Origin of the sequence: Enterobacter sp. R4-368, from assembly GCF_000410515.1 — a bacterium.
Taxonomy (GTDB): domain Bacteria; phylum Pseudomonadota; class Gammaproteobacteria; order Enterobacterales; family Enterobacteriaceae; genus Kosakonia.
The window spans coordinates 4,129,672-4,155,888 of sequence record NC_021500.1 but is presented as its reverse complement, the minus strand read 5'-3'; the positions used below and the strand labels follow the sequence as shown (position 1 = coordinate 4,155,888).

General features: G+C 54.4%; 20 protein-coding genes. 6 read left to right on the top strand and 14 right to left on the bottom strand.

All coding sequences use genetic code 11. The annotated features are described in order from the left end of the window. Positions 1 to 8: 8 nt before the first annotated feature. The 4 genes from H650_RS19330 (at position 9) to H650_RS19315 (ending at position 4,468) form a co-directional block, all read left to right on the top strand. Positions 9 to 1,406 (top strand): ABC transporter permease, encoded by a 1,398-nt coding sequence (locus H650_RS19330; protein ID WP_020456749.1) that lies wholly within the window; start codon positions 9 to 11, stop codon positions 1,404 to 1,406. Between the two features lie 35 nt (positions 1,407 to 1,441). Then, entirely contained in the window at positions 1,442 to 2,233 is a 792-nt protein-coding gene (locus H650_RS19325; protein WP_020456748.1) for an outer membrane lipoprotein-sorting protein, read from the top strand. Then, positions 2,230 to 3,504: a hypothetical protein gene (locus H650_RS19320; protein ID WP_020456747.1), complete on the top strand. Its 1,275-nt coding sequence runs from the start codon at positions 2,230 to 2,232 to the stop codon at positions 3,502 to 3,504. Before H650_RS19325 ends, H650_RS19320 begins: the two co-directional genes overlap by 4 nt. A 280-nt stretch (positions 3,505 to 3,784) precedes the next feature. Further along, complete coding sequence (locus H650_RS19315; protein WP_020456746.1) at positions 3,785 to 4,468, top strand: LuxR C-terminal-related transcriptional regulator; 684 nt, start codon at positions 3,785 to 3,787, stop codon at positions 4,466 to 4,468. A 96-nt stretch (positions 4,469 to 4,564) separates the two neighbouring features. Here the strand turns inward: H650_RS19315 and H650_RS19310 are convergent, their stop codons facing one another. From H650_RS19310 to queA, 8 genes are all read right to left on the bottom strand, one after another. After that, a complete protein-coding gene (locus tag H650_RS19310; protein WP_110093648.1) occupies positions 4,565 to 6,463 on the bottom strand; it encodes an ATP-binding protein in 1,899 nt (632 codons plus the stop codon). Positions 6,464 to 6,544: 81 nt separating this feature from the next. Then, positions 6,545 to 7,270, bottom strand: coding sequence for an Hpt domain-containing protein (locus tag H650_RS19305; protein WP_020456744.1), 726 nt, complete (start codon positions 7,268 to 7,270; stop codon positions 6,545 to 6,547). A gap of 16 nt (positions 7,271 to 7,286) precedes the next feature. Then, the gene (locus H650_RS19300; protein ID WP_020456743.1) at positions 7,287 to 7,919 is read right to left on the bottom strand and encodes a response regulator; all 633 of its coding nucleotides are present in this window, start codon (positions 7,917 to 7,919) and stop codon (positions 7,287 to 7,289) included. A 232-nt stretch (positions 7,920 to 8,151) separates the two neighbouring features. Next, positions 8,152 to 9,123, bottom strand: coding sequence for a protein translocase subunit SecF (gene secF / locus H650_RS19295; protein WP_020456742.1), 972 nt, complete (start codon positions 9,121 to 9,123; stop codon positions 8,152 to 8,154). Positions 9,124 to 9,133: 10 nt separating this feature from the next. Continuing rightward, positions 9,134 to 10,981: a protein translocase subunit SecD gene (gene secD / locus H650_RS19290; protein WP_071925261.1), complete on the bottom strand. Its 1,848-nt coding sequence runs from the start codon at positions 10,979 to 10,981 to the stop codon at positions 9,134 to 9,136. A gap of 27 nt (positions 10,982 to 11,008) precedes the next feature. Further along, entirely contained in the window at positions 11,009 to 11,341 is a 333-nt protein-coding gene (yajC, locus tag H650_RS19285; protein WP_020456740.1) for a preprotein translocase subunit YajC, read from the bottom strand. Between the two features lie 21 nt (positions 11,342 to 11,362). Then, positions 11,363 to 12,490 carry a tRNA guanosine(34) transglycosylase Tgt gene (tgt, locus tag H650_RS19280; protein ID WP_020456739.1) on the bottom strand — a complete coding sequence of 376 codons (1,128 nt, stop codon included), beginning with the start codon at positions 12,488 to 12,490 and terminating at the stop codon, positions 11,363 to 11,365. A gap of 163 nt (positions 12,491 to 12,653) precedes the next feature. Then, on the bottom strand, positions 12,654 to 13,718 hold the full coding sequence (gene queA / locus H650_RS19275) for a tRNA preQ1(34) S-adenosylmethionine ribosyltransferase-isomerase QueA (RefSeq protein ID WP_020456738.1): 1,065 nt from the start codon (positions 13,716 to 13,718) through the stop codon (positions 12,654 to 12,656). Between the two features lie 92 nt (positions 13,719 to 13,810). Between queA and acpH the strand changes: the two genes are divergently transcribed. Together acpH and H650_RS19265 are read left to right on the top strand one after the other, a co-directional pair. Next, complete coding sequence (acpH, locus tag H650_RS19270) at positions 13,811 to 14,392, top strand: ACP phosphodiesterase (protein WP_020456737.1); 582 nt, start codon at positions 13,811 to 13,813, stop codon at positions 14,390 to 14,392. A gap of 168 nt (positions 14,393 to 14,560) precedes the next feature. Then, a complete protein-coding gene (locus tag H650_RS19265) occupies positions 14,561 to 15,163 on the top strand; it encodes a peroxiredoxin C (protein ID WP_017458841.1) in 603 nt (200 codons plus the stop codon). Positions 15,164 to 15,368: 205 nt separating this feature from the next. On the opposite strand, the gene H650_RS19260 is transcribed toward H650_RS19265, so the two are convergent. The 6 genes from H650_RS19260 to phoR form a co-directional block, all read right to left on the bottom strand. After that, positions 15,369 to 16,748: a DUF3999 family protein gene (locus H650_RS19260; RefSeq protein WP_020456736.1), complete on the bottom strand. Its 1,380-nt coding sequence runs from the start codon at positions 16,746 to 16,748 to the stop codon at positions 15,369 to 15,371. Continuing rightward, positions 16,745 to 19,453, bottom strand: coding sequence for a DUF2339 domain-containing protein (locus H650_RS19255; protein WP_020456735.1), 2,709 nt, complete (start codon positions 19,451 to 19,453; stop codon positions 16,745 to 16,747). Before H650_RS19255 ends, H650_RS19260 begins: the two co-directional genes overlap by 4 nt. Positions 19,454 to 19,510: 57 nt before the next feature. Next, positions 19,511 to 21,328, bottom strand: a complete 1,818-nt coding sequence (gene malZ, locus H650_RS19250) for a maltodextrin glucosidase (protein WP_020456734.1) — start codon at positions 21,326 to 21,328, stop codon at positions 19,511 to 19,513. A 427-nt stretch (positions 21,329 to 21,755) separates the two neighbouring features. Continuing rightward, positions 21,756 to 23,108, bottom strand: coding sequence for a proline-specific permease ProY (gene proY / locus H650_RS19245; protein ID WP_020456732.1), 1,353 nt, complete (start codon positions 23,106 to 23,108; stop codon positions 21,756 to 21,758). An 83-nt stretch (positions 23,109 to 23,191) separates the two neighbouring features. Continuing rightward, complete coding sequence (brnQ, locus tag H650_RS19240; protein WP_044489577.1) at positions 23,192 to 24,511, bottom strand: branched-chain amino acid transporter carrier protein BrnQ; 1,320 nt, start codon at positions 24,509 to 24,511, stop codon at positions 23,192 to 23,194. A 406-nt stretch (positions 24,512 to 24,917) separates the two neighbouring features. Further along, a complete protein-coding gene (phoR, locus tag H650_RS19235) occupies positions 24,918 to 26,216 on the bottom strand; it encodes a phosphate regulon sensor histidine kinase PhoR (protein WP_020456730.1) in 1,299 nt (432 codons plus the stop codon). Position 26,217: the final 1 nt, after the last annotated feature.

Genomic DNA, 26,217 nt, shown 5'->3' with positions numbered 1-26,217 from the left:
GAGAGAACATGCTGAAACTAAAAACGCTGAAACACGCGCTGCGCAACCTTCTGCGTAACCGTCGCCGTACCTTATCAACGCTTTGCGCCATCGTGGTGGGCGCCGTCGGTATTCTGCTGTTTGGCGGTTATAACCACTCGATCAAATACAGTTTGCAAACGACTTTTGTGCGTAGCACCGGTCATCTGCAAATCCAGCATCGGGATTATTTACTGCACGGTACGGGAAACCCGGCGCAATACAGCATCCGCCATTACCAGAAAGTGATGGATATCATTGCCCACGATCCGGTACTGCAACCAATGCTCACCGTCAGCACACCAGTGCTCATGCTGACAGGCATCGCCGGGCATTACGCGGTCGGGACGTCACGTCCGGCACTTATTTACGGCAGTGAAGCCGCAGGAAAAGTACAACTGAACAAATGGGACGAATACCACCTCGGGGATTTCCTGCAAAACCGCCAGATATACTCTGGTGCCGCAGCGGATTCGGCATTTATTGGCGGCGGTCTGGCGCGTTTGCTGCAACTGTGCAACCTCGCCAGAAACCAGCCTTGCAGTGCTCCACCAGCCAAAGAGAACCACGCCGCCGATCTCCCAAGCGATCTTTTGCAACTGTCACAACAAGCGCGGCAGGCACACGCTGCGGACAGTGATAATTACATCGAACTGCTGGCGGCTTCCGGTAACGGTGCGCCAAATATTGTGCGCGTTAAAGTGGAAGGGATTCAGCCGCAACCCGCTCGCGAGCTGGATGATAGCTTCGTCGGCATCCACCTGCACCAGGCGCAACAACTGCTGTTTGGTCAGGAGACGCCAGGCGTGACGGCAATCATCCTGCAACTGCACAGCACCTCGCAACTGGCGGCAGCGCGAGCGCGTCTCCAGCAGCTTTTTACCAGCGAACTCGCGGATTACCCACTGGCAGTATACGACTTCACCGAGCTACAGCCGTTGTATAACCAGGTGCTGAAAATGTTCGCCAATATGCTCAATTTCATGCTGGTTCTTATCCTCGCCATCGCATTATTTACCGTAACTAACACCATGGGAATGGCGGTAATGGAGCGCACGGTGGAGATTGGTACGCTGCGTGCTGTCGGGCAGAAACGGCGTGATATCCAGCGCCTGTTCCTCAGCGAAGGCTCGCTCCTGGGGATGTTTGGCTCGATTATCGGGGTCATCGTCTCTTTATTGCTGGCGTTTCTGATTAATCACGCCGGGCTTACCTGGCAGCCTCCCGGCGTGACAGTGCCAATCAGGATCCATATCAGCGTGTGGGGAGAGTGGGCAATGATTAGCAGTGTGGTCGGTGTGTTGTTGCTAATAACCGTGATCTCATCGTGGTGGCCTGCACGCCGCGCGGCGAATGTCTCGATCGTCGAGGCGCTGCGCCATATCTGACTCCTGCCCTTCATCTATTAACAAGGAAGAACGTCATGCAATTGCAAAAGAAACCACTGGCACCATTGTGCCTGGTGTGGCTCCTGTTGGCCGCTATGCCAGCAAGTGCCGCGCTTGATGCGCAACAAATCCTGAAAAAAAGCGACGAGGTGCGTAACCCGGATCGCTCCTTTAGCCTGGTCACAACGCTCATTAGCTATAAAAACGGCAAGCAGAACGACACCAGCAAACTGGTACTTTACTCGCGCGCATCGCCGAATGGCGGCCAATTCCGCAGCCTGCTGCGCTTTATCAGCCCGCAACGCGATGCGGGTAAATTGACCCTGAAAAGCGGTCGCGATCTCTGGCTTTATGACCCGGCAAGCCAGGCGAGCGTGCCAATTTCCCCGCAACAGCGCCTGTTGGGGCAAGCGTCTAACGGCGATGTCGTAACAGCAAACTGGGCTGAAGATTACAAGGCAAGCCTGCTGGCGGAAGAGCAGATCATGGATGGTGAAAAGCAAATGCGCGACTGCTACCACTTGCATTTGGTCGCAACCAATCCGGACGCGCCGTACCCTTCGATGGATCTTTGGGTCGATAAAAACGATTTCAAAAGCCGTAAAGCGGAGTTTTACGCCGTTAATGGCAACCTGCTGAAAACGACCTGGTATCGTCGCTACGAACCCGCGCTGGGCGGTGTGCGTCCCACCGAGGCGGTGATCATAGATGGCGTCAACGCCCAGCTTGTTACTGTTCTGCGCCAGCAGAATTTTGCCTGGCGGGATGTTCCGGAAGCGTGGCTACAACGCGATTATCTGGCGCACTTTAAGGATACAGATCAATGAAGGCAACGCGCGCGCACTTAAGCTGGTTCATCGCACTCGGCGCGCTGTGCAACGCCTCTGCCAGCGCACAGCAGGACAGCACCATGGCGGCGCTTGAACTGGCGGATAAAACCGAGTTTACCGCCGTGGAAAACAAGGCGCTGAGTGCACTACTCGAAATTGCCGGTAGCCTGAATGAAAACAGCGCCAAAGAACAACGCGTGTCACTGGATATGCGTTGGGACAAAAACCTGTTACGCAACTGGCGGGTTGTACTTTCGAACCGCTTCGACAGCCGTTTCTCCAGTCATCTGCGCCAAAACCGCAATATCAATACGTTGCGTGAAGCCTGGCTTAGCCATACGCTGACCTCTCAGGCTTCCATCGATGTCGGGCGCATTAACACCCGTTATGGCGTTGCGCTGGGCTATAACCCTACCGACTTTCTTGGTCGTGGTACGGTGCGTTCAGCCATTTCGGCCGATCCGGAGTCGTTGCGCAGTAACCGTCTGGGCAATGCGATGATCCGTTTGCAAAAGTTTTGGGACAAGGCGGCTGCAACGGTGATCTGGTCGCCAAAAATCAGTGCCAGCCGGCGGCAGAACAGCGCCAGCCTGGACTGGAATGCCAGTAATCCCCGGGAACGCGTCTTGCTGGCGGGAAGCTATCGCTTTGCCGAAAACCTTAATCCGCAATTGTTGCTGCTGCAGGAAGAACACCGCTCTGCACAGTTGGGCGTAAATCTTTCGCGGGTGCTGTCGCGCTCCGCGCTGGTCTATGCTGAATGGGCGGGAGGACGCCAGCCCTTCAACTGGCAGGAAGCGCTGCCCGAAAGCCAGTGGGATACGGCGTGGCGTAACCGTGCAGCCGTTGGTTTAACCTGGACTGGCGAGAACCATCTAACTCTGCGCCTGGAGGGCCACTATAACGGCAGTGCCGACAGCAAAAAGGCCATCTCCGCACTTCGTGCCGCGCCCCCTTATATTGCCGCGCAGATTGCCGCCGCTCCCGCAGACAGCACAGCGCAGCTAGCACAAGACGGGCTGACACCACGCCGTGGTGCACTATTTCAGGCATACTGGAAAGACATCGCCGACCAGTATGATTTCAATCTGATTTGGCAGCGGGATTTGCAGCGCCAGAAAAATATGGGATTTGTGGAGCTAAGGCGTCACCTGAATTCGGTGGATATCGCCCTTCAGTGGCAAAAAATCTACCGCGCTGAGGTGAAAAAGACTTATAGCGTGCAGCCAGACAGGCGCTGGCAACTCTCCGTGGATTACTATTTTTAAACTGCGTGATATTGCCGGGGGCGTCATCAATCCCCCACCCGCAATGACAATACGAATAACCTGACTCATCACCTCAACAATTGTTGAATGGGAATCTATCCATTTCAGGAATATAACGAGCAGCCCTGAAAATAACGTTGACGGTTTATTTATCACACCTTACAAACCAGGCTTAAATATAATGGTCATTTTTCTTACTGGTCAGATAGAAAACAGGAATAGAACATCGTATCTTCTCTATCCCGCTTACATTCCTCAGGCAGGTTTAGGAGGTTAATCTATGTCCATTAATATTTTAATTGTGGATGAGCATGCAATTATACGTCGGGGAATGACCTCGATGATTAACTCACTAAAAAACAGCAATCTTAATACCGATAAACTTGATATCGACGTTATCGGTGATACCAATGAGCAAACAGAGCTTCTTGATATTCTCGCCAGTAAAAAAGTGGATCTTCTCTTTCTGGGTTATGGCCTGCACACCATTAAAACCGGTAACCCTGTGTCGGAGCTCGATGGCGTTGCGCTGGTGAAATGGATTTCAAGCCGTTATCCCAATACAAAAACTATCGTTTTATCTCCTTATAACAATACGAATCTTATTCGTATTGCGCTGGAGGCGGGTGCCAAAGGCTATATCAGCCGTAACACCAGCGAACGAACGCTCTGGCGTGCCATTACTACCGTGCTGATGGACGAAGTCTATATTGAACGAGGGCTAATGGATTCACTTTTCCGCCGCGATGCGCTGGCACCGCAGGAATTATCAACGCGCGAAAGTGAGGTTTTACGCTTACTATGCCGCGGGCTTTCGTTAACAACGATTTCCAAACGCATGAATATCAGTATTAAAACAGTCAGCGCACATAAACTCCGCGCCATGGGAAAACTAAATGTGCGAACGGATTGCCAGCTTTACTGTTTATTATTTCAGACGCGGATGTTTGATATCGCCATGTAAAACGCTGTCCCGCATTTAATCTATTACCCGGTAAATGAAAAGGCCTCTGTATTTTCCCACTCAGGCCTTTATGTAGAACTTTAAAATTATCACCGGTTATTTAATCCATTTATTGATAACTTCCTGACTGCAAGGCTTGAACAAACAGCCATCCATTCCTGCCGCGATGCACTGTTCAACAACCTCGGCTTGCGCAATGGCGGTAAACCCCAACAGGGTTGCACGCGTCTCTGCGGAGCGCAGCTCTTCCGCACGTATCAGCTTTGCAAGCGTGAAACCATCCATCACCGGCATGTTGCAATCAATCAGTATGTAATCGTAATTGCGGGTCATCAGCCAAAGGGTTAGCGCTTCTTCTCCATTCGTTGCTTCGCTGACCTGATGACCGAGAAATTCGAGTTGATGACGCAACAACATAAGGTTCGGCGGATAATCATCAACAATGAGTACCCGTTTAACGCCAGAAGATGAGCGCCTTACTGGCGCAATCGACACGAGCTCAGCGGGATTTATCGCCACAGCAGGCAGGCGCAAGCGCACATGGACCGCAGTACCTACGCCAGGAGTACTTTCCAGCGTTAATTCGCCTTTCATCAGTTCACACAGGGTACGGCAGATAAACAGCCCCAGCCCTGAGCCGAGCCGCGAGGCGTCTTTATCGGAACCCAACTGGGTGAAGGGTTTAAAAAGCCTTTTTTGGTCTTCGGGCGTAATCCCAATGCCGGTGTCTTTAACGGTCAGCGAAACCGCAATCATCCCCTCAACAGCCGGTTCATGTTTTAGAATGACCTCTATTGAACCTTTGCGAGTAAATTTAACCGCATTACTTAGCAAGTTAGAAAGGATCTGTTTATAACGATGAGGGTCAATTTTTAGCAGACATCGATCGCCACCTTCGACGTGCATATTAATAGTTAGCTGTTTTTGATCGGTCGCCTCTTTGAATAACAGCGCCACCGAGCGTGTCAACGCAATCAGCTCCTCTTTTCGCGGCGCTATTGCCATACGGCCCGATTCAATCCGTGAAATATCCAGGATATCCCCCACGACAGCGAGTAAATTTTTTGCGGCATCGTGCGCAACTTCCAGCATGGGCTGTGACTGTTGCGCCAGCACATTCTGTTTAATTTGCAGTTCCAGAATGCCCAGGATTGCGTTTAACGGCGTGCGAATTTCATGACTCATCACCGAGAGAAAATTCGTCTTCGCCCGGTTTGCCGCTACGGCTTCATCCCTCGCTTCATTCAATTGCTGAATAAATTCCTGCCGCTCGGTCATGTCTATCCAGCCACTTAAAACACCATTGTTTCTGCCATCGCTCCCGTGAAAAGGAATAATCCAGTAAAAAACAGTGCGTGATTGCGCAGAGTGGTTAAACATCAGCAATCTGTCACGCATGTGCGGGACATCTGTGGTAATCACCCGTTGATAGTCCCGGTGAAACTCGCGGATCATGAAATCCGGCAAAGGCAAAACATCGACGGTTTTCCCATACACCTCTTCGCGCGTGACGTTCATCTCTTCCAGATAGCGGCTATTACAACTGACAAGCTCCCCGCGTAGATTACGCACCGCAACCGGCCAGGGGACGGAAAACATCATATTGCTCATGCAGGAGAGTTGCTCTTTAAGCCGCTGCTGCATACGTATGCGCTGGTTGACCTGGCGTCTGAGCGAAATAATCCACAGCATCGAGATGACAACAATCGCCAACATCATCAGGCTAATGACCTTGATATGACGACGCCCGCCCTGCCAGAACACGCTCTTTTGCGCAGCAAACCCAGCATTATTCACCGGAAACGTGTTCACGACTGCCGACCCGACAGGAGACGTTGCTTGAGCTATTTGCTTTTCTGCCGCTATGCTGCCGGAAATATCGGCTGTATAAAAAGCGATATTTGTCGGACGAGCATTAACTACGAGGCAGCAAGTAAAGAGGAGCGATAATAAAAAGATGCACCACTTAATACGGTGAAAAATAAAAGAAGACATTCGCTTTTCCCGTTTGCAATTGCTGGTCGATGCAATATGTAAAACCTATTAATAATTCGACGCGAGCATACTCACAGTAAATCAACCAAATAATAAAACCAGTTGCTTATAATCTTTAAACATGAGCGAAATAAAACGCTGACGCATTTTAGAAATACTCCCTTGATTTATAACTCCCTCATTAATCAACTTCGGCAATTGTTCCATCACAATGCAGCAGCGTATCGCCCGGCGCATTCCCAAAAGATACCAGGAAGATTTCATTCGGTGGGCAAGCCTGGCGATCTGAAGAAGTGTTCCAGCCCGCGCGATGATTTCGAGTTGTTGAATATCACTGGCCAACGCTTGCAAAAGTTTAGGGAGCATTGCATCAATGACTGGCTGCTGATGATTCGCCAGCTTATGTAATTCATGCAGTTCCGGTTGTGCCATATCCCTCGATTGAGATGCGCAGCGTAAGCGCGCTTCAGATAAAGGAAAATACAAAATATGATCGAAACCTTTCAGACGCAGCATTGATTCTGTTTCTGCCTGTTCATCGTCTGTGCAGGCCAGTAATAACGGAGGTAGCGTTAATTCTCCTGCCAGTTCCGCTGCGAGTAGCTTCTCAACTAACGCAACACCTGAATTTGCATTCTCGCTTAAATCGACCAGTAGCGCGTGCCAGACGTGACGGGAAAGCGCATCATGCGCATCGCTTATATTCACAGTAGCGATATTTAAATCACTGCAAAAACGCAGCTGTTGGGCGAGAGTGCGCTGCTGTTCAGCACTGTACGTCGCAAGTAGTGCCTGCATTCCATGCATAACAAACTCCGTGTCTTTAACTTGTTAATCCAATTTGCTGTAAGTATTGATAGAGTTCGTACTCGGAGGTGACACCCAGCTTACGCATGGCACTTTTTTTCTGTGCGCTGACGGTTTGTTTCGTCCTGTTAAGCCGGGTACTGATATCGTTCACTGTCATACCGCGCAGTAACAGGCGCAGCACCTCATTCTCTTTTGGCGTTAGCTTCACCTCAAGTTGCGCTACAGCGTCCACTTGCGGCGTATTCGTTTTTGGGGAAATAGCAGGCGAGGTGAGCGCTTGCAATGTCTGTAATAGCTTTGTCGACAAACTGGCTTTATTTAATACCCTGTGCACTCCGAGACGGAGTAACGAGTGCTGAATTCCGGGGTTATTGATCATCGAAACGACAATTATCAGCAAATCTGGCCAGCGTCTTTTTAATAATTGAATGAGCGCCAGACCATCGTTGTATCGTTCTCCGGGCATGCTGAGATCGGTTATCAGAATATCGGTTGCGTGTTGCTCCAGCTTTGCCACAACTTCATCGGCGGTCCTGGCTTCATCAATGATGAGGTATTGCGCGGAAAGTGGTGCGAGCAACGTTCTCATCCCCATTAAATAAATAGGATGATCATCAGCAATCAACACTTTTTTAGTTTTCAACACGCTTACAAATCTCTGGTCACAGCCATAGCATTACGAGTTCTCGCACTTTAACAAAAAAAAATGGCAATGCAGAATGAATATTGAATAAAGGAAAGGCGCTCACATTTTATAAAAATAAAAAAAGCAGATTAATATCTTTAATAAATAAACACTCTTTTATTATAAATAGAAAAAATACTACAGATAAAAAAACCGCAGCACATGGCTGCGGTTTGTTCTGTGCAACGAATGTTTACGGCAGAATAGACGGCTGATCCGCCCCTTCTTTTTCCACTTTCTGCTGCAGTAAATGCTCGCGCTTCATCCCCATTTTCAGCGCCAGAGCAGACGCGACATAGATAGACGAAGCCGTACCGATGGAAACACCGATAAGCATGGTCAGTGAGAAGCCCTTCAGCATTGCGCCGCCAAAGAGATAAAGCATCAAAATCACGACTAACGTCGTACCGGACGTGATCAACGTACGGTGCAATGTTTGCGTCAGAGAGATGTTAAAGATCTCGTATGGCGTACCGCGGCGGATCTTGCGGAAGTTCTCACGAATACGGTCAGATACCACGATGCTGTCGTTAAGCGAGTAACCAATTACCGACATCAGCGACGCCACGATGGTCAGGTCAATCTCAATCTGGAACAGCGAGAGTACGCCCATCGTGATAATAACGTCGTGCGCCAGCGCGATAACCACGCCCGCCGCCAGACGCCACTCAAAGCGGAAACCGACATAAACCAGAATACTGATCAACGCGACCAGCAGCGCCATCCCACCGGTCTGCGCCAGATCTGCGCCCACGCTCGGACCGACAAACTCAATACGTTTTACAGCAGCATTCTGGCTGGTCGCTTCGTTAATCACGCTAACGACTTTACTTCCCAGCACCTGGCCACCGGTTTCGCCCTGAGCAGGCGGCATACGTACCATGATGTCGCGGCTGCTACCGAAGTTTTGCAGCAGCGGCTCCTGGAAGCCCGCTTTCTCCAGCGCGTCACGCATCAAATCCATATCCGCTGGTTTTTCCAGCGAGATTTCGATAACCGTACCACCGGTAAAATCCAGGCCCCAGTTAAAGCCGCGAACGCCCATCACAACGATGGAGAGGATCAGCAGCGCGCCGGAAATGATAAAAGCCCAGTTGTCCCAGCGCATAAAGTCCCAGACTTTACGGCCGTGGTTCAATTGTTCAACAGTATAATCCTGTGCCACAACGCACTCCTCAGATAGACAGCTTGTTAATGCGTTTGCCGCCGTACAACAGGTTGACGATGGCACGGGTACCGACAATAGCGGTGAACATTGAGGTCGCCACACCGATACCGGTAGTGATCGCAAACCCTTTAATTGAACCAGTACCTACCGCGTAAAGGATAAGCACTTTGATCAACGTGGTGACGTTCGCATCGAAAATGGATGAAAACGCGCCCTGATAACCTTCATGAATCGCCTGCTGCACCGAACGGCCATTGCTCAGCTCTTCTTTAATACGTTCGTTTATCAAGACGTTAGCATCCACCGCCACCGCAAGGGTTAACACGATACCCGCAATCCCCGGCATCGTCAGCGTTGCGCCAGGCAACAGCGACATAATGCCGACAATTAACACCAGGTTGGCAATCAGCGCGGACGTGGCGATCAGACCAAACTTCTTATAGAAGAAGATCATAAAGATGATGGAAACCACCAGACCTGCCAGGCACGCTTCCAGACCCTGCGTGATGTTCTGCGAACCAAGCGTTGGGCCAATGGTGCGTTCTTCAACAATCTGAATCGGCGCAATCAGCGCACCGGCACGCAGCAGCAGGGAGAGCTGACGCGCTTCGTTCGGGTTGCTGATACCGGTAATACGGAAGCTGTTGCCAAGGCGAGACTGGATATTGGCGATGTTAATCACCTCTTCCTGTTTCACCAGCACCGCACGTCCGTTGGCATCTTTTTTACCGCTGTCTTTGTACTCCACAAACAAGGTCGCCATCGGTTTACCGATATTGTCCTTAGTGAAGTTAGACATGATGTTGCCACCCGCGCTATCCAGTGAAATGTTAACCTGCGGTTGGTTGTACTCATCCTGGCTGGACGTGGAGTCGGTGATATGGTCACCGGTCAGGATCACGCGTTTGTACAGCACAACGGGCTGACCTTCGCGCGTCTGTTTCACTTCGGAGTCACCCGGTACACGGCCAGCGGCGGCGGCGGAAGCATCCACACTGCTGTTAACGAGGCGGAATTCCAGCGTCGCAGTAGCACCCAGAATCTCTTTCGCACGCGCGGTATCCTGAATCCCCGGCAGCTCAACCACGATACGGTCAGCGCCCTGGCGCTGTACCAGTGGCTCAGCCACGCCCAGTTGGTTTACACGGTTACGCAGAATATTGATGTTCTGCTGAACGGCATATTCGCGGGCTTCGCTCAGACGAGCATCGCTCATCACGGCGCGCAGTACGTTGTCGCCCTGATTGGAGATAACGAGATCGCGGTGGCGGGCTGTCAGGTAAGCATTCGCCTGATCGCGCGCCGCGCTGTCGCGGAACTGAATGCTCAGGCCATAGTTATCTTCCTTACGCACGGTGGTGTAAGGAATGCCTTTGTCGCGCAGATCGCTGCGCAGGCTGTCCATGTTTTGTTCCTGCAGTTTACTGAGCGCTGTTTGCATATCCACTTCCATCAGGAAGTGCACACCGCCGCGCAGATCGAGACCGAGTTTCATCGGTTCGGCTTTAATGGCGGTCAACCAGCGTGGTGTTGCCGGAGCAAGGTTAAGCGCGACAACATACTGATCGCCTAATGCGCTGACCAGCACTTCACGGGCGCGCAGCTGCGTATCAGTAGAATCGAAGCGAGCAAGAATCGCGCCCTCTTCCAGTGCCACAGACTTCGCGTTGATTTTTTCTTTTTGTAGATCGTTCTGGACCTGGATCAGCGTTTGCTCACTGGCGGCGACACCGCGCACGCCAGTGATCTGAACAGCCGGATCCTCACCATACAGGTTGGGAAGTGCGTAAAGCAGGCCGACGATAATGACGACGACCAGCATAATGTACTTCCACAAAGGATAACGGTTTAACACGGCAGTTCCCTTTCGGAAAACAATAGATTACAGCGCCTTCATCGTGCCTTTCGGCAGAACGGCAGCTACGAAGTCACGTTTGATTACCACTTCGGTGGTGTCGTTCAGTGCGATAGCAATGTAGCCAGTGTCTGCTACTTTGGTCACGCGGCCGATCAGACCACCATTGGTCAGCACTTCATCACCTTTGGCGATGGAGTCCATCAGCTTTTTATGCTCTTTCGTGCGTTTTTGCTGCGGGCGCAGGATCATGAAGTAAAAAATCAGACCGAACACCACCAGCATCGGAATCAACGTCCACTGGCTTTGGGCTGCCGGTGCGCCTGCTGCTGCTACCGCATCAGAAATAAAAAAGCTCATTCAAATTCCCTCATTATTAAATTAATCAACGTTCAAAGGTGGTACAGACCGCCCCTGACGCTGGTAAAAATCCGCGACGAAGCTCTCTAATTTACCCTCTTCGATAGCCTTGCGTAAACCAGCCATTAAACGCTGATAATACCGCAGGTTATGAATGGTATTGAGACGCGCGCCCAATATTTCGTTGCAACGGTCGAGATGATGCAAGTAAGCAAGAGAATAATTGCGACAGGTATAGCAATCACACTCGCTATCAAGCGGGCCGGTATCGCTTTTATATTTCGCGTTACGGATTTTCACCACGCCATTGGTCACAAACAGGTGACCGTTACGGGCGTTGCGCGTCGGCATCACGCAGTCAAACATATCAATGCCGCGTCGCACGCCTTCAACCAGATCTTCTGGTTTACCAACGCCCATCAGGTATCGTGGTTTGTCTGCGGGGATTTGCGGGCAGACATGCTCCAGAATACGGTGCATATCTTCTTTCGGCTCGCCCACAGCCAGACCGCCGACAGCGTAGCCATCAAAGCCAATCTCTACCAGACCTTTGACCGAGATATCGCGTAAATCTTCGTAAACGCTGCCCTGAATAATACCGAACAGCGCGTTTTTGTTACCCAGCCCATCAAAACGCTCACGGCTGCGTTTCGCCCAGCGCAGGGACATCTCCATAGAGCGTTTCGCGTAATCCCAGTCCGCCGGATACGGCGTACATTCGTCGAAGATCATCACGATATCGGAACCGAGATCGTACTGAATCTCCATCGATTTTTCGGGATCGAGGAAAATAGGATCGCCGTTGATCGGGTTACGGAAGTGCACGCCCGCTTCGGTGATCTTGCGGATGTCGCCAAGGCTGAACACCTGGAAACCGCCGGAATCGGTAAGGATTGGGCCTTTCCACTGCATAAAGTCGTGCAGATCGCCGTGCAGCTTCATGATCTCCTGACCCGGGCGCAGCCACAGGTGGAAGGTGTTGCCAAGGATAATCTGCGCGCCGGTGGCTTCAACTTCTTCCGGCGTCATCCCTTTTACGGTGCCGTAAGTGCCTACAGGCATAAACGCGGGCGTTTCAACCACGCCGCGATCAAACACCAGACGACCGCGGCGGGCGCGTCCGTCAGTGGTATCCAGTTCAAATTTCATTTCTTCTCCAGCATCAGAGAAACAGTCTGATGATAACTATCCCGTTGCGGAATCACTCCACAACTTCGAATTAACCAATACGCACTCAAGGCGTATTGGCGCAGCCAGATTGGGCACGCACAGCGTGCAGCAACCGGAGCGACACGCGGTACGTATCGCGTTGTTAAGGACGCTCTAAAATGGCTTGCGGATTGTACGTGATAAACATCGCATCCCCGTAACTAAAAAAGCGATATTTCTCTGCAACTGCGGCGCGGTACGCATTCATGGTGTGTTGGTACCCGGCGAAGGCGGAAACCAGCATGATCAGTGTCGATTCCGGCAAGTGGAAGTTGGTGACCAGCGCATCAATCACCCGGTACTGGTAACCCGGATAAATGAAAATCTGCGTATCGCCGAAGAACGGCTCGATCAGATCTTTTTTTGCTGCCTGCGCGGCGCTTTCCAGCGAACGCACGGACGTGGTTCCCACGGCGACAACCCGATTGCCGCGCGCTTTTGCCGCCAGCACCGCGTCAACAACCTTTTGCGGCACTTCGGCGTATTCGGAATGCATAATGTGGTCTTCAATGCTGTCTACGCGCACTGGCTGAAAAGTTCCCGCCCCCACATGCAGCGTCACAAACGCCATCTCGATGCCTTTATTACGCAGACGTTCCAGAAGTGGTTCATCAAAATGCAACCCTGCCGTCGGTGCGGCCACCGCGCCAGGCTTCTCGCTGTACACGGTCTGGTAGAGTTCACGGTCCGCGTCTTCATCCGGGCGGTCAATATAGGGCGGCAGCGGCATATGGCCGATTGCGTTAAGGATATCCAGCACCGGGCGTTCGTCGTGAAATTCGACTTCGAACAGCGCGTCATGCCGCGCCACCATCGTCGCCTGAATATCTTCCGCATCACCCAGCAGCAGTTCCGCGCCCGGTTTCGGCGCTTTAGATGCGCGAATATGTGCCAGAATACGTTTATCGTCGAGCATACGCTCAACCAGCACCTCAATCTTGCCGCCGCTGGCTTTACGACCGAACAGGCGTGCAGGAATTACGCGGGTGTTATTAAACACCAGCAGATCGCCGGGGTTGAGCTTGTCGAGCAAATCGGTGAAAGTACCGTGCGTCAGCGCGCCTGTCGGGCCATCCAGCGACAGTAAGCGGCAACTGCTGCGCTCAGGCTGCGGATAGTGGGCAATCAGGGATTCGGGCAATTCAAAGGAAAAATCGGCAACGCGCATGACACTAACTCGATACATATTTAAGAGGCGGGTAGTCTAGTGCCCACGCCCCTTCGCTGCAACCGTTAGCCGCTTTTGGACAAACAATAAGCATGAATTTTTTAGCACACCTGCACTTAGCCCATCTTGCCGACAGTTCCCTGCCCGGCAACCTGCTGGCGGATTTTGTTCGCGGCAACCCACAAGACCTCTACCCGATGGAGATCGTTGACGGGATCCAGATGCATCGCCGTATCGACGTCATGACCGACAACCTGCCGGAAGTCAAAACCGCCCGCGAGTGGTTCCGCCCGGAAACCCGCCGGGTTGCGCCGATCACGCTGGATGTGATGTGGGATCACTTCCTCTCCCGCCACTGGGCGCAAATCTCGTCGGATTTCCCGCTGGAGGATTTTGTTCGCTACGCCCGTGCGCAGGTGGCGACGATCCTGCCTGATTCTCCGCCGCGATTTGTTAATTTGAACAATTACCTTTGGTCAGAGCGCTGGCTGGAGCGCTACCGCGAGATGGCCTTTATCCAGAATGTGCTTAACGGCATGGCGAACCGTCGCCCGCGGCTGGACGCACTGCGTGACTCCTGGCAGGATCTGGACGCCAACTACGCCGCACTGGAGTCGCAATTCTGGGCGTTCTATCCGCGCATGATGGCGCAGGCCAAAGATCAGCAGCTTTAACGCTTGCACTGTGTGGGCATTACGCTATTTTGGAAAGCGTAATTACAGAAGCAATCGATAGATAAAACCTATACCAGCGATTGTCAGTGGCGCTTTGAGCTACCCTACCCCTCTCCCTATACTGGCCCGCGTTGCGTTCTATTAACCTTGTAAATCACAGGAGTACATATGGTACTGGTTACTCGTCAGGCACCGGATTTTACTGCCGCAGCCGTTCTGGGCAGCGGTGAAATTGTTGAAAACTTCAACTTCAAACAGCACACCAACGGTAAAGCGACCGTGCTGTTCTTCTGGCCGATGGACTTCACCTTCGTTTGCCCGTCTGAACTGATCGCTTTTGACAAACGTTACGAAGAGTTCAAAAGCCGCGGTGTGGAAGTGGTCGGTGTCTCTTTCGACTCCGAGTTTGTTCACAACGCATGGCGTAACACGCCGGTTGAGAAAGGCGGTATCGGCGCGGTGAAATACGCGATGGTCGCTGACATCAAACGTGAAATTCAGCAGGCTTACGGTATCGAGCATCCGGACGCGGGCGTTGCCCTGCGTGGTTCTTTCCTGATCGACAAAAACGGCATCGTGCGCCACCAGGTCGTCAATGACCTGCCGCTGGGCCGTAACATCGATGAAATGCTGCGCATGGTTGACGCGCTGCAGTTCCACGAAGAGCACGGCGAAGTGTGCCCGGCTCAGTGGGAAAAAGGTAAAGAAGGGATGAACGCCTCTCCGGACGGCGTGGCAAAATACCTGAGCGAAAACGTCTCCAGCCTGTAATTAGCTGCATTGATAAAGGCCCGCACTGCGGGCCTTTTTTATGGAAAGCTGAAAACAACGCCCGGTGGGCGTCGTCGTCAACAAGTTTGGGTCGGCCTTATTGTCTTTGGATAGCAAACCAGCCCTATGGGCCGCGGCTGCTTGTTAAGTTCCGGCACAGCGTTCAGGGGCGAAACCAATACCCCCCCCCTTAACAAGCGGATCGCTATTCGCGTGTCTTTACTTCACGCCAGATACGCAGAGCCATCCATACCAGCACCGCAACCCCCAACAGTAAGACACCCCACACCAGCAAAGCTTTCCACGTCTGCTGGCGATCTGCTGGTGATGTCGCCGTTAGCCGTTCCTCGCCGCCAAGCGCCACCCGATCCTGCACCTGCACTTCCGGTATCGCCGTAAGATCGAGCTGTTTACGCAACGCTTCCGGGATCAGGCCTTCCATTGTCACCGCAGCAGGCGCCGCTGCACGGTTACCCCACGCCAGCATAAACGGCCCCTTGCCCTGCGCATTAAAGACCAGCGATTGTCGGTCGCGGCTGCCGGTCACCTGCGGCAATGCTTCGGGTAAACGGGCATCAAGCGTGGTGATGCGCACCGCCTGCACGACATCGCCTGGCAGGCTGAGCGGCGCGGAAACACGCCCATTAAGCGCCCACAGCACCGTTTTACTTAACGGTTTCCACTCGCCATTGGCGCTGCTACGCCAGTCAATCGCCACCGGCAACACGCCCTCTTCAGCAAGCCTCACCGATAGCGCGCTTAATGGCTGCGGTTGCGTCCACTGATACTGCGCTTCGGTTGGGGAAATCCGTTGTTCGCGGCCTGCCATTTCCACCTGTTCCAGCGGTGTTGGCTCACTACCAGGCCGCGCGGTGACCTGCGTAATCGTCACTGGCAGGTTCGGAGTATCAAACACCATCAACAAATAACGTACACCATCGGCAGGCATCGGCTGGTCGAGGTTAATCTGATCGAGCGTCAACCGATCGCTGCCGCTCGCCAGCTCCATCACCGGTATGTCTTGCTGCAATGTCGTCCAGTTGCGCATATCGCTGCTGAAAAAGAGCGTCACTTTGCCACGCCAGTTTTTTACGGGCTCCGACCAGGCCAGCTTCAGTTGCGCGAGAGTGAAGTTTTCCTGCGTATTTTCCGGGAACGCCAGCAAATAGCTCTGTCCGACCACCTCGTCGGGCTCGCCCTCAATACGAATATCGACGCCGGACGAGGAGTGCAAACGCACCACATTTTGACCTTCTGTGCCAGTGTCAACCGGCGACGTATCCAGCGGGAACACGCGCAGCGCAATAGGCTCTGGCGCACGCGCGGTGGCACGCTGTGTTTCCAGCGTAAACGGCACACGCTCGCCATCGTGGTTAAACACCCGCACATCACGCAGATCCGGCCAGACGCTCTGCGCGTAAGTATCCTGCGGCAGATTGACGCGATACCAGGATGCCGGTTGCGGTAGATCGAGTGTCGCGCCAAACGCGTAATCCTGTGGTGAATCCGGAACAGCTTCACTGCTTATCGCCGCGCCTGCAGTTGTCACCAGTGCGGCCAGTAGTAATCCATGCCACTTTTTCATTGCTCTTCTCCCTTGTCCTCTTCCCGCACGGCTTTTGGCGGCAGGGGTGAAAAATACCCCACAATCAGCACCAGAACCGCCACGCCAATAAAGGCAATTGCTCGCGAAAGCCCACCGCCGCCGGCGCTGTCAACCAGCATTAATTTGAGCAGCACCACGCCCAGCAACACACTGCCGCACAACCATTGCTGGCGCGTATGCTGACGGGTGGCGCGGATCATCACCACCAGCGCGATCAGCATCCAGAACAGCGCAAAGCTGGTCTGAATCAATCGCGACTGCCACAGGCTTTCACTCTCCCAGGCCACGTCGCCGTAATAAGCCAGCAGACGCAGTAACACCCCGTTTAGCCACCAGAAACCAAGCGCCGCCAGCACCCACGGGCGCGCACGCCAGAGTTGCGGTGCAATGGCCGGATAGTGCGCTTCGGCAAAACGGCTGTACAGCCAGACGCCGAGCAGTGCAAACGCCGCGCCCTCTTCCAGCGGGTTAATAATTGGCAGATAGGTCATGCCCATCACCACCCCGTCGCTCAGATTGGCATACACCAGCAAACACAGCAGCACAGGGATCAGCGGTAATAATCCCAGCGCGCCATACAGCGCGGGCCAGACGCGCCACGGCCAGAACTGACGGCGAATAGCCGCCAGTGCCAACGCAATCACCACACCACCCGCCGCCATGGGCAGCCCGAGCTGCCAGGGTTCGTTCCCCCACGCCAGCCCATCGACGAACCACCACAGCTCAGTACCTGCCGCCAGTAGCAGCATCCATAACAACGCGATATGCAGCCCCTGCGACAGCCGCGCGGGTATCGTTTCTCTCTCGCGATAAAGCAGCAGGAACGCGGCAGGCAGCGCAACACACCAGGCCAGATTCGGCCAGCCCGCTGCCAGCAGGTGCCCCTGGGTCATAATCTGCCAGACCAGCATGACTGCCATTCCCGGCCATAACAGCCAGCGGGCGTAACCCAGTTCCGGCCACGACCAGCGCAAGCTGCCCGCACGCCATAACCATACGGAAAGCGCCAGCAACGTCAGCACGCCAAACCCGTTGTCGACAGAGGTTGGCAGCGCAGCCTGAGACGCCCCGCCGAGGGCAACGACCCAAAACACGATGCCGCCCACCAGCAATAGCCAGCTTCCCTCTTGCCGCAGACCACGCCACAACCAGGAGGCTGCCAGCCAGCATGCGCTGAGCACGGCGAAGATCAGCAACGTCGACACGGCGTTAATGCCGTCCGCCGCCGCCCACAGCGCGCTGCACAACGCCAGCAGCAGTAAGGCGCTGCCGCTGTAGCTCATGCGGCGCAGATTTTGCTGCGCGCCAAGCCACAAAATCCCCAGCCCTTCCAGCGCCCAGGCCATCGCCGTCCAGCGCGCCGACAGCGCCAGCGGAATGGCGAGCGTGGCAAACGCGCCGCCGAGCGCCAGCGCCGCCAGTACCAGCGGTTTTGCGGTCGCCGGGAAGCGTTTAAGCGCCAGCATCGCCAGCGCCAGGTAGAAAAGACCAAAGCCCAGTGCGCTAAATGCCGGGCCATAATGCCAGTGTTGCGTGATGGCGTACTGCATGCCAAAGCCCGCCAGTGGCGGGGCAAAGAGTAAAACGCCGTCAATAATGCGCTCGCCCCGGCGCTGTGCGCGCAGCGAAAGCGCCACGCTGAGTACACCGAAGATGAGAATGTTAGCCATCAGGAACAGCTGGCAACTGAGGTAGAATTCCGGACGATAATTATCCATTCCCCACAGCCCGGCAACGCCGAAAGTGAAGACCATGCCGAGCAGGTTCAATTCGCGCCAGTGCTGCCAGATACTGATGGCGAGAATGCCCACCGACAGCAGCAGGTAAAACGAGAAGAGCGCAATATGGCTGCCGCCGCCGGTAGAGAGCAGGATCGGCGCGAGATAGCCGCCAAGGCTTGCCAGCAACGCCAGGCTCAGCGCTTTTTGCAGTACCGCCAGGCCAACGCTCGCCGCACAGATAACAATTAACAGCACAAAGGCCAGCGTCATCGGCAGCATCTGCCACAGACGAAACGCGCCAAAGACGGTGAGATAGAGTGCGCCAACCGCGCCGCCTTGCAGTATCAGGGCAAAGACCGTCTGTTTATGTCGCAGCCGCCAGCCAAGCCCGAGCAGCACAATCGCCGCCAGCGCGACGGCGGCCAGCCGCAGTTCCAGCGGGAACAACGCATATTCCACGGTGTAGCGCAGCAGGAAGGAGAGGCCGATAAACAGCAGGATAACGCCCAGTTTTGCCAGCGGGTTGCCCTGCATAAACCAGCGCACCAGCGACGTTACCATTCCCCACGATGCGGTTTCCGGTGTTTTTGTCGTTACGGCAGGTTCGTCAATAGCAGGCGCGGACATAACCGGCGCAGGTGTTTCGGTTTTGCGTCCCCACGGGTTTTCCGCCGGCGCGGTCGGTTCGACTTTTCGCCCCCACGGGTTTTCTACCGGCGTAACGGGTTGAGGGATTTCAACCGGTTTAATGGGATGCGCAATTTCAGCCACAGCCACTGGCGTTGATTCACGGCTTTCCGGCGTCGCCGAAAACTGCCGTTCCAGTATGCTCAGCCGCTGACGCAGTTGTTGCAGTTCATTCTGGGTGGCAATGCTGCGCCGCCAGGCGGTGATAGCCACAATGGGCACCACCACCAGTGCCAGAAACAGCACCACCACGCCAAAGAGTAAAAGACCATCCATGTACTATCGCCTTCGCTAAAGGGGAGACGTAATGCCCGCCCCTTTTCGCGTGGCGATTCAGGCGGCGGACCAGACAGATGCGCTAATGGCTGAAAGCGTCAGCACATCATCCTGTAGCGTACCTGTACCTTCCTGAAGCCGCCAGCTTTTCCCCCGTAACAGCGGTGAATCCTCCAGCACAACTTCACAGGCTTCTCCGCGGTTAATGGCGACCATAACCCGTTGCTGACGGTAAACGCGCAAAAATACCAGCACATTGTCGTGCGCGTAAATCACCAGACAGCCGCCGTAGCGCAACGCCTGTGAACGTGAACGCAACTTCGCCATGCGCTGATAAAGCGCCAGCAGCTTGCCATCCTGGCGCTTTTGGTCCCACGGGAACGGCTTGCGGCAAAACGGATCGTTAGCGCCATCCAGCCCCACTTCGTCGCCGTAATAAATGCACGGCGTACCCGGCCAGCTAAACAGCCAGACCACCGCCAACGGTAAGCGCGCAATGTCATTGCCGAGCACGGTTTTAAAGCGCGGCGTATCGTGGCTGTCGAGCTGGTTAAACATGCGTAATTGCTGCTGATGCGACAACCCGGCGCGGTAGTTATCCATCCATGCCGCACAGGTTTGCGCATCGATTTTTTGCGGATCATAAGAGAGATCGGTCTTCGCCAGAAAAGCCCACACCGGCAGGGTAAAACCGCGATAGTTCATTGCCGCGTCTTCAGCATCTGCCTGCAACCACTGGCGTGCATCGCCAAAATGTTCGCCAAAGACATACGCCTGCGGCTGAGTCTCTTTCGCCGCCTGTGTAATGCCCGTGACATGGCGCAAATTGTTACGCGCCCCGCCATCTTCGCCCAGCATATGCACCACATCCAGCCGCCAGCCATCCATCTGCCACGGCGCTTTCAGCCAGTGGCGCACCACGCTCTCTTCGCCCTGATAAATTTCATCAACTAACGCGGGCGACTGGTAATCGAGTTTCGGCAGGCTCGCATAGCCCAGCCAGTCGCGGGCGTGGCCGTTCTCATCAAAACTGAACCAGCTACGCCAGCGTGAGTCCGGGTTGTGACAGGCTCCGCCCGTTGCGCGGTTGTGCCGGTCGAACCAGGCGTGGGAATCACCGGTGTGATTAAAGACGCCATCCAGAATCAGCTTCATGCCTGCTTCGCGCGTGTTATGCCGCAGGCGCAGCAACGCCTCATCACCGCCAAACTGCGGGTCAACATGGCGATAATCTTCGGTGTCATATTTGTGTACGCTGGGGGCGACAAATACCGGGTTAAGGTACAGCGCGGTGACGCCGAGCTTTTTCAGGTACGGTAGTTTCTCGCTGATGCCGTCAAGATCGCCGCCATAAAAGGTCGAACCGCCCGCTTCGCCAGTCAGTGGATCGTCCCATTCACGCATGACGATCGGCTGCCCGGCCGCATCGTGATGATAGATTTTGTCTTGCTCTTCGCCGCGCGGCAGGCTGCGGGCAAAGCGATCCGGGAAAATCTGGTAGAACACCTGATCCGCCACCCATTGCGGCCCGCTGTCCGGCACATCAATGGCGAACAGCTCAAGCCGCGCGGGTGGAAAGTGGCTAAAGCCCTGCGGGGTAAACCAGAGCTGGCGGTTTTCCCATAGCAGCTTAAAGCTGTAGCGACGGCGCGGCTGCCCGCTCGTCACATCAATCGCGGCACGCCAGACAGTCACACCATCGGCTGTTGGTTTGCGCGCGCGATGCATCACCACCGGCGTCTCTTCGTTATCGATTTCCGTCCGCAGCGTCACCCGCTCCGGCAGCGAAGTACCGGTTAACCAAAGGCTAATAACTAATTGATCCTGGTTCTGTTTCACAAACGGCGCGACGGGCAAATGCCATGCATTCAACATCAAAAAATCCCCTTTGCTCAAAATGACGCCACTCTTCCACAGCGATTCTCGCACTGCCTCCTTCTTTCCGCTTTTTTCCGGGGGTGAGAGAGAGGGCGCAGATGGAATTTGGCGAGAGGGTCACCAGCCCTCGCCGTGCGGCAGCCCGGAATCGCAGACAGACGCGCTTGTATCTTGATAAAAACTATAGATGAATAAGTGATTTAAACTGAACGGCCACGCTGAGCCGGGAGAGAGAAAGGCTTTTTATGGCGTATGAAAGAAGAGCGCGGAGGCCGCAGAGAGGCTAATGAATTCGCGGCTGCGTCATTGATACCGGCGCAAACCACCCTGCTTCAGGGAGAAAAATAGCGGCCGCCAGTAACATCATCACCAGCGGCACAAGCGCTGCCGGATAAGCATACCGCTTATCCGGCACGGTTGGTTATCAGGCTTTGCGGCGTTTAAACATCCAGCCAATCAGCAGCAGCACAATCCACGCGAAACCGACATACAGCGAGATGCGGGTGTCCGGGTGCCAGCCAATCAGCGCGATAATAAACACGAGGAAAATCAGCCCGGCAACGGTAGTGGCCACACCGCCCGGAACTTTGAATTTCAGCGCTTTCACTTCATCAGCGGAGAGGCGGCGACGGAAACCAATCTGCGAGAGCAGAATCATGATCCACACCCACACCGTGGCGAAAGTCGCCAGCGAAGCAATCACCAGGAAGACATTTTCCGGCATGATGTAGTTCAGATAGACCGCCAGCAGCAGCGCGACCGTCATCACCATTACCGTTACCCACGGAATACCGCGGCGCGAGGTTTTGGCGAACATCTTCGGCGCGCTTCCCTGCTCGGCCATGCCGTGCAGCATACGCCCGACACCAAACACGTCGCTGTTGATCGCGGAAAGCGAGGCGGTCAGTACCACAAAGTTAAGAATGCTGGCGGCAAAGGTGATGCCCATATGCTGGAAGGTCAGCACAAACGGGCTGCCGTCTGTTCCTACCTGATTCCACGGGTAAATGGACATAATCACAAATAGCGTCCCGACGTAGAACACCAGTATGCGCAGCGGCACTGAATTAATGGCGCGCGGGATCGACTTTTCCGGATCTTTCGCTTCACCGGCGGTGATACCGATGATTTCAATACCGCCGTAGGCGAACATCACCATTTGCAGCGCCATCACCGTGCCGAGCCAGCCATTGCTGAAGAAGCCGCCGTGGCTCCACAAGTTGCTGATGCCGGTCGGTTCGCCACCGTTGCCAATGCCCCAGATGATGATGCCGAAACCGGCGACAATCATGATGATGATCGTGGCGACTTTGAAGAACGAGAACCAGAACTCCAGTTCGCCGAACACCTTCACGCTCATCAGGTTAATGGCGCAGATAATCAGCACCACGCTCAACACCCAAATCCAGTGCGGCACCGTCGGGAACCAGACGCCCATATAGATGCCGAAAGCGGTCACATCGGCAATGGCGACAATCAGGATTTCAAAACAGTAGGTCCAGCCGGTGATATAACCAGCCAGCGGGCCGAGGTTTTCCTGCGCGTAGCGGGAGAAGGAGCTGGCAGAAGGGTTATGCACGGACATTTCGCCCAGCGCACGCATAATGATATACGCGGCGACACCGCCAATAATGTAAGCCAGCAGCACGCTTGGCCCGGCCATTTTGATGGCGTCTGCGGAACCGTAAAACAGCCCGGTGCCAATCGCTGAACCCAGCGCCATAAAGCGAATGTGGCGGGTGCTTAGCCCACGCTTCAGCTTATTAGTACTTTCCATCGTTTCCACTGCCATTATTCAACACAAAAATAAAAAACCACGGAGCGCGTACCCCGTGGTTAAACAAACCGTGTTTGCTGCTGTTAATGCGCGCTGGAAGTCACTTGCCGTCCGGCGGCGCGATCCCAGATTGCGGCCAGAATCACCATCACCAGACCCGGCATCAACCAGGCCAGTCCCTGCTCCGCCAGCGGCAAGCGCTGTGTCCAGGCAGGAAGGTGTTCAGCAAACGCGGAGGCTTTCACGCCGTCAAGGATACCAAAAAGCAGGCTGATAAACATGGTCGGTGCGATAACGCGTGTTGAACTGTTCCAGAAGGAGCGGGTAAAACTCAGCACCACCAGTACGATACAGGGCGGGTAGATCATCGTCAGCACCGGAATCGAAATCTGAATCAGGTGGCTCAACCCGAGGTTGGACACCGCCATCGAGAAGATACCCAGAATAAACACCAGCGCACGATAAGAGAGCGGCAGATACTGCGCGAAAAACTCGGCACAGGCGCAGGTCAGGCCAACGGCCGTCACCAGGCAAGCGATGAAAATCAGCGCCGCCAGCAGGAAGCTGCCCGCACCGCCGAAAGTGTGCTGAACGTAAGCATGCAGAATGGCGGCACCGTTGGCAGACTGATCAACCAGCGAAGAGCTGTCTGAACCCAGGTGGAACAGCGCCAGATAAAGCAGCGTCAGACCCACGCCCGCCATCAGGCCAGCCCAAACGGTGTAACGGGTCAGCAGACGCGCTTCGGTCACGCCGCGCGAACGCGCCGCGTTGACAATCACAATGCCGAAAACCATCGCACCCAGGGTGTCCATCGTCAGGTAGCCGTTGACGAAACCGTTGGAGAAAGAGGCGTTCTGGTAGGCGTCCAGCGCATGGCTGATGGAACCCGCCGGCCAGACAATCGCGGCGATCGAGAGGATAGTCAGCGCGATGATTTTCAACGGGGCAAGGAAGTTACCCACGGTATCAAGCAGTTTGCCCGGATAGAGCGACACCAGGATCACCAGCGCGAAGTAAACCACGCTGTAAATCAGCAGCGGCATTGCGCCTTCGCCAGTCAGCGGTGCAATCCCGACTTCAAACGAGACGGTTGCCGTACGCGGCGTCGCAAACAGTGGCCCAACTGCCAGATAGCAAACCGTCGCCAGCAGAACACCCGCCACTTTACCAATCGGCGTGCTCAGGCTATCGACGCCACCACCCACTTTCGCCAGCGCGACAACGGTGAGCACCGGCAAACCCACAGCGGTAATCAGAAAGCCAAACGCCGCCGTCCAGACGTGTTCACCCGCCTGTAAGCCGACCATCGGAGGAAAAATAATGTTACCTGCGCCTACGAAGAGGGCAAAGGTCATAAAGCCCAGAGCGACTATGTCTCGTGGTTTTAAGTGATGGGTCATAAGTTTTACTGCCTGTGGATGTGGTGTCGTAAAGTGATGAATTATTGGCCTTTCCCGACCGAACAATAAAACGCCAATTGCGTGAAAAATCAGCGGGAAATGCTTTATGTACAACGTGGCGAAGAATAGTTTTTCGATTTACCACGCAAACACAGTCGGTCTGACAATGTATGGGGCGCAATTTAAACGCTTATAACGTTTAAAGGCAAGGTGGGATCGCAAAACCAGATGTTTATGCTGCATTGCAAAAAACAAGCAGTCAAATACTCCATTTATAGGAAAAACACATGGCTGATCATGCGAACAAAAAAGCAGCAGACGTACAAAATACGTTTCAGCTGTGGTAGACGGTGCGGGAAAGCGGCCTGTTTTCGCAGGCCGCTGGAAAGATATGCTGACAGCGCCTTCAGGAAGCGGCTTTTTTGGCAACCAGACGTTCCGGCAGGACAAAGCTAAAGCGGGTGCCCTTGCCCGGCTCGCTGACGATATCAAGGCGGCTTTCGTGGTGATTTACCGCGTGTTTGACAATCGCCAATCCAAGACCGCTGCCGCCAGTTTGCCGCGAGCGGGCTTTATCCACCCGGTAGAAACGTTCGGTCAGGCGCGGAATATGTTCTGCGGCAATGCCCGGTCCGTTATCTTCCACGCTAAATTCAGCGCCCTGCGGTACATGCTGCCAGCGCACAATAACGTGTGTGCCCGCTGGCGTGTGGTTGACGGCGTTATACACCAGATTAGAAATTGCGCTACGCAGCTGCTCCTCGTTCCCGAGCACTTTGAGCGTGTTATCCACGTCAAACGTGAACGTGTGTTTTTGCTGGCTGAGGGTTTGCGCTTCCCGTTCGACAACCCGCAGCATCATCGGTACATCAATGGTCTCGTTAGGGGGTAGCGTCGGTGCGGCTTCGATTTTCGACAGCGTGAGTAGCTGACGCACCAGCCCTTCCATCCGCGACGTTTGTTCACGCATGGTGTGCAACGCTTTTTCGCGCGGCGCCCCTTCCAGCGTTTGCTCCTGCATCATTTCCAGGTAGCCCTGCAGCACCGTTAACGGGGTGCGCAGTTCATGACTGACGTTAGCGAAAAAGTTACGCCGCGCGCCTTCCAGCTGGTGCATTTGCGTCACATCGCGCGCCACCATCAGCAGTTGTTGCTCGCTGTAGGGCATGACGCGAATCTCAAGATGCCGCCCATTATTTAGTACCAGGTGCAGAGGTCGGCCAAACTCCTGGTTCCTGATGTATTTCGTAAATTCGGGGTAGCGCAGTAAGTTAAGGATATTCTGGCCATTATCGTCCGGCCAGCGCAGCCCCAGCATCTGCTGCGCGAGACCGTTACACCAGAAAATCGCCCCTTCTTCCGTGGTGAGGATCACCGCATCCGGCAGCGATTCCGCACCGCTGCGAAAGCGTTTGATCAAATTTCCCAGTTCGCGGCGGCGCTTTTTGTTACGCATCTGCATCTGGTGTAGCCCGTAAAGTAGCGGCTCCCAGCTGCCGGTTCCCGGCGGCGGCGTCATGCTTTTATCGACCCATAACCACCAGGAAAGACGCAGTAAATTCCAGAAATGCCAGATCAGCAACCCGGTTACCGCGGCGAACAAAAACCAGGGCAGGTAACCGAAAATCGCGCCGAGAATAAAGGCGGGGATACAACAAAGGAGGAGCTCCAGCACCAGCCTTTTCCATGACAGCCGTTCCAGCACG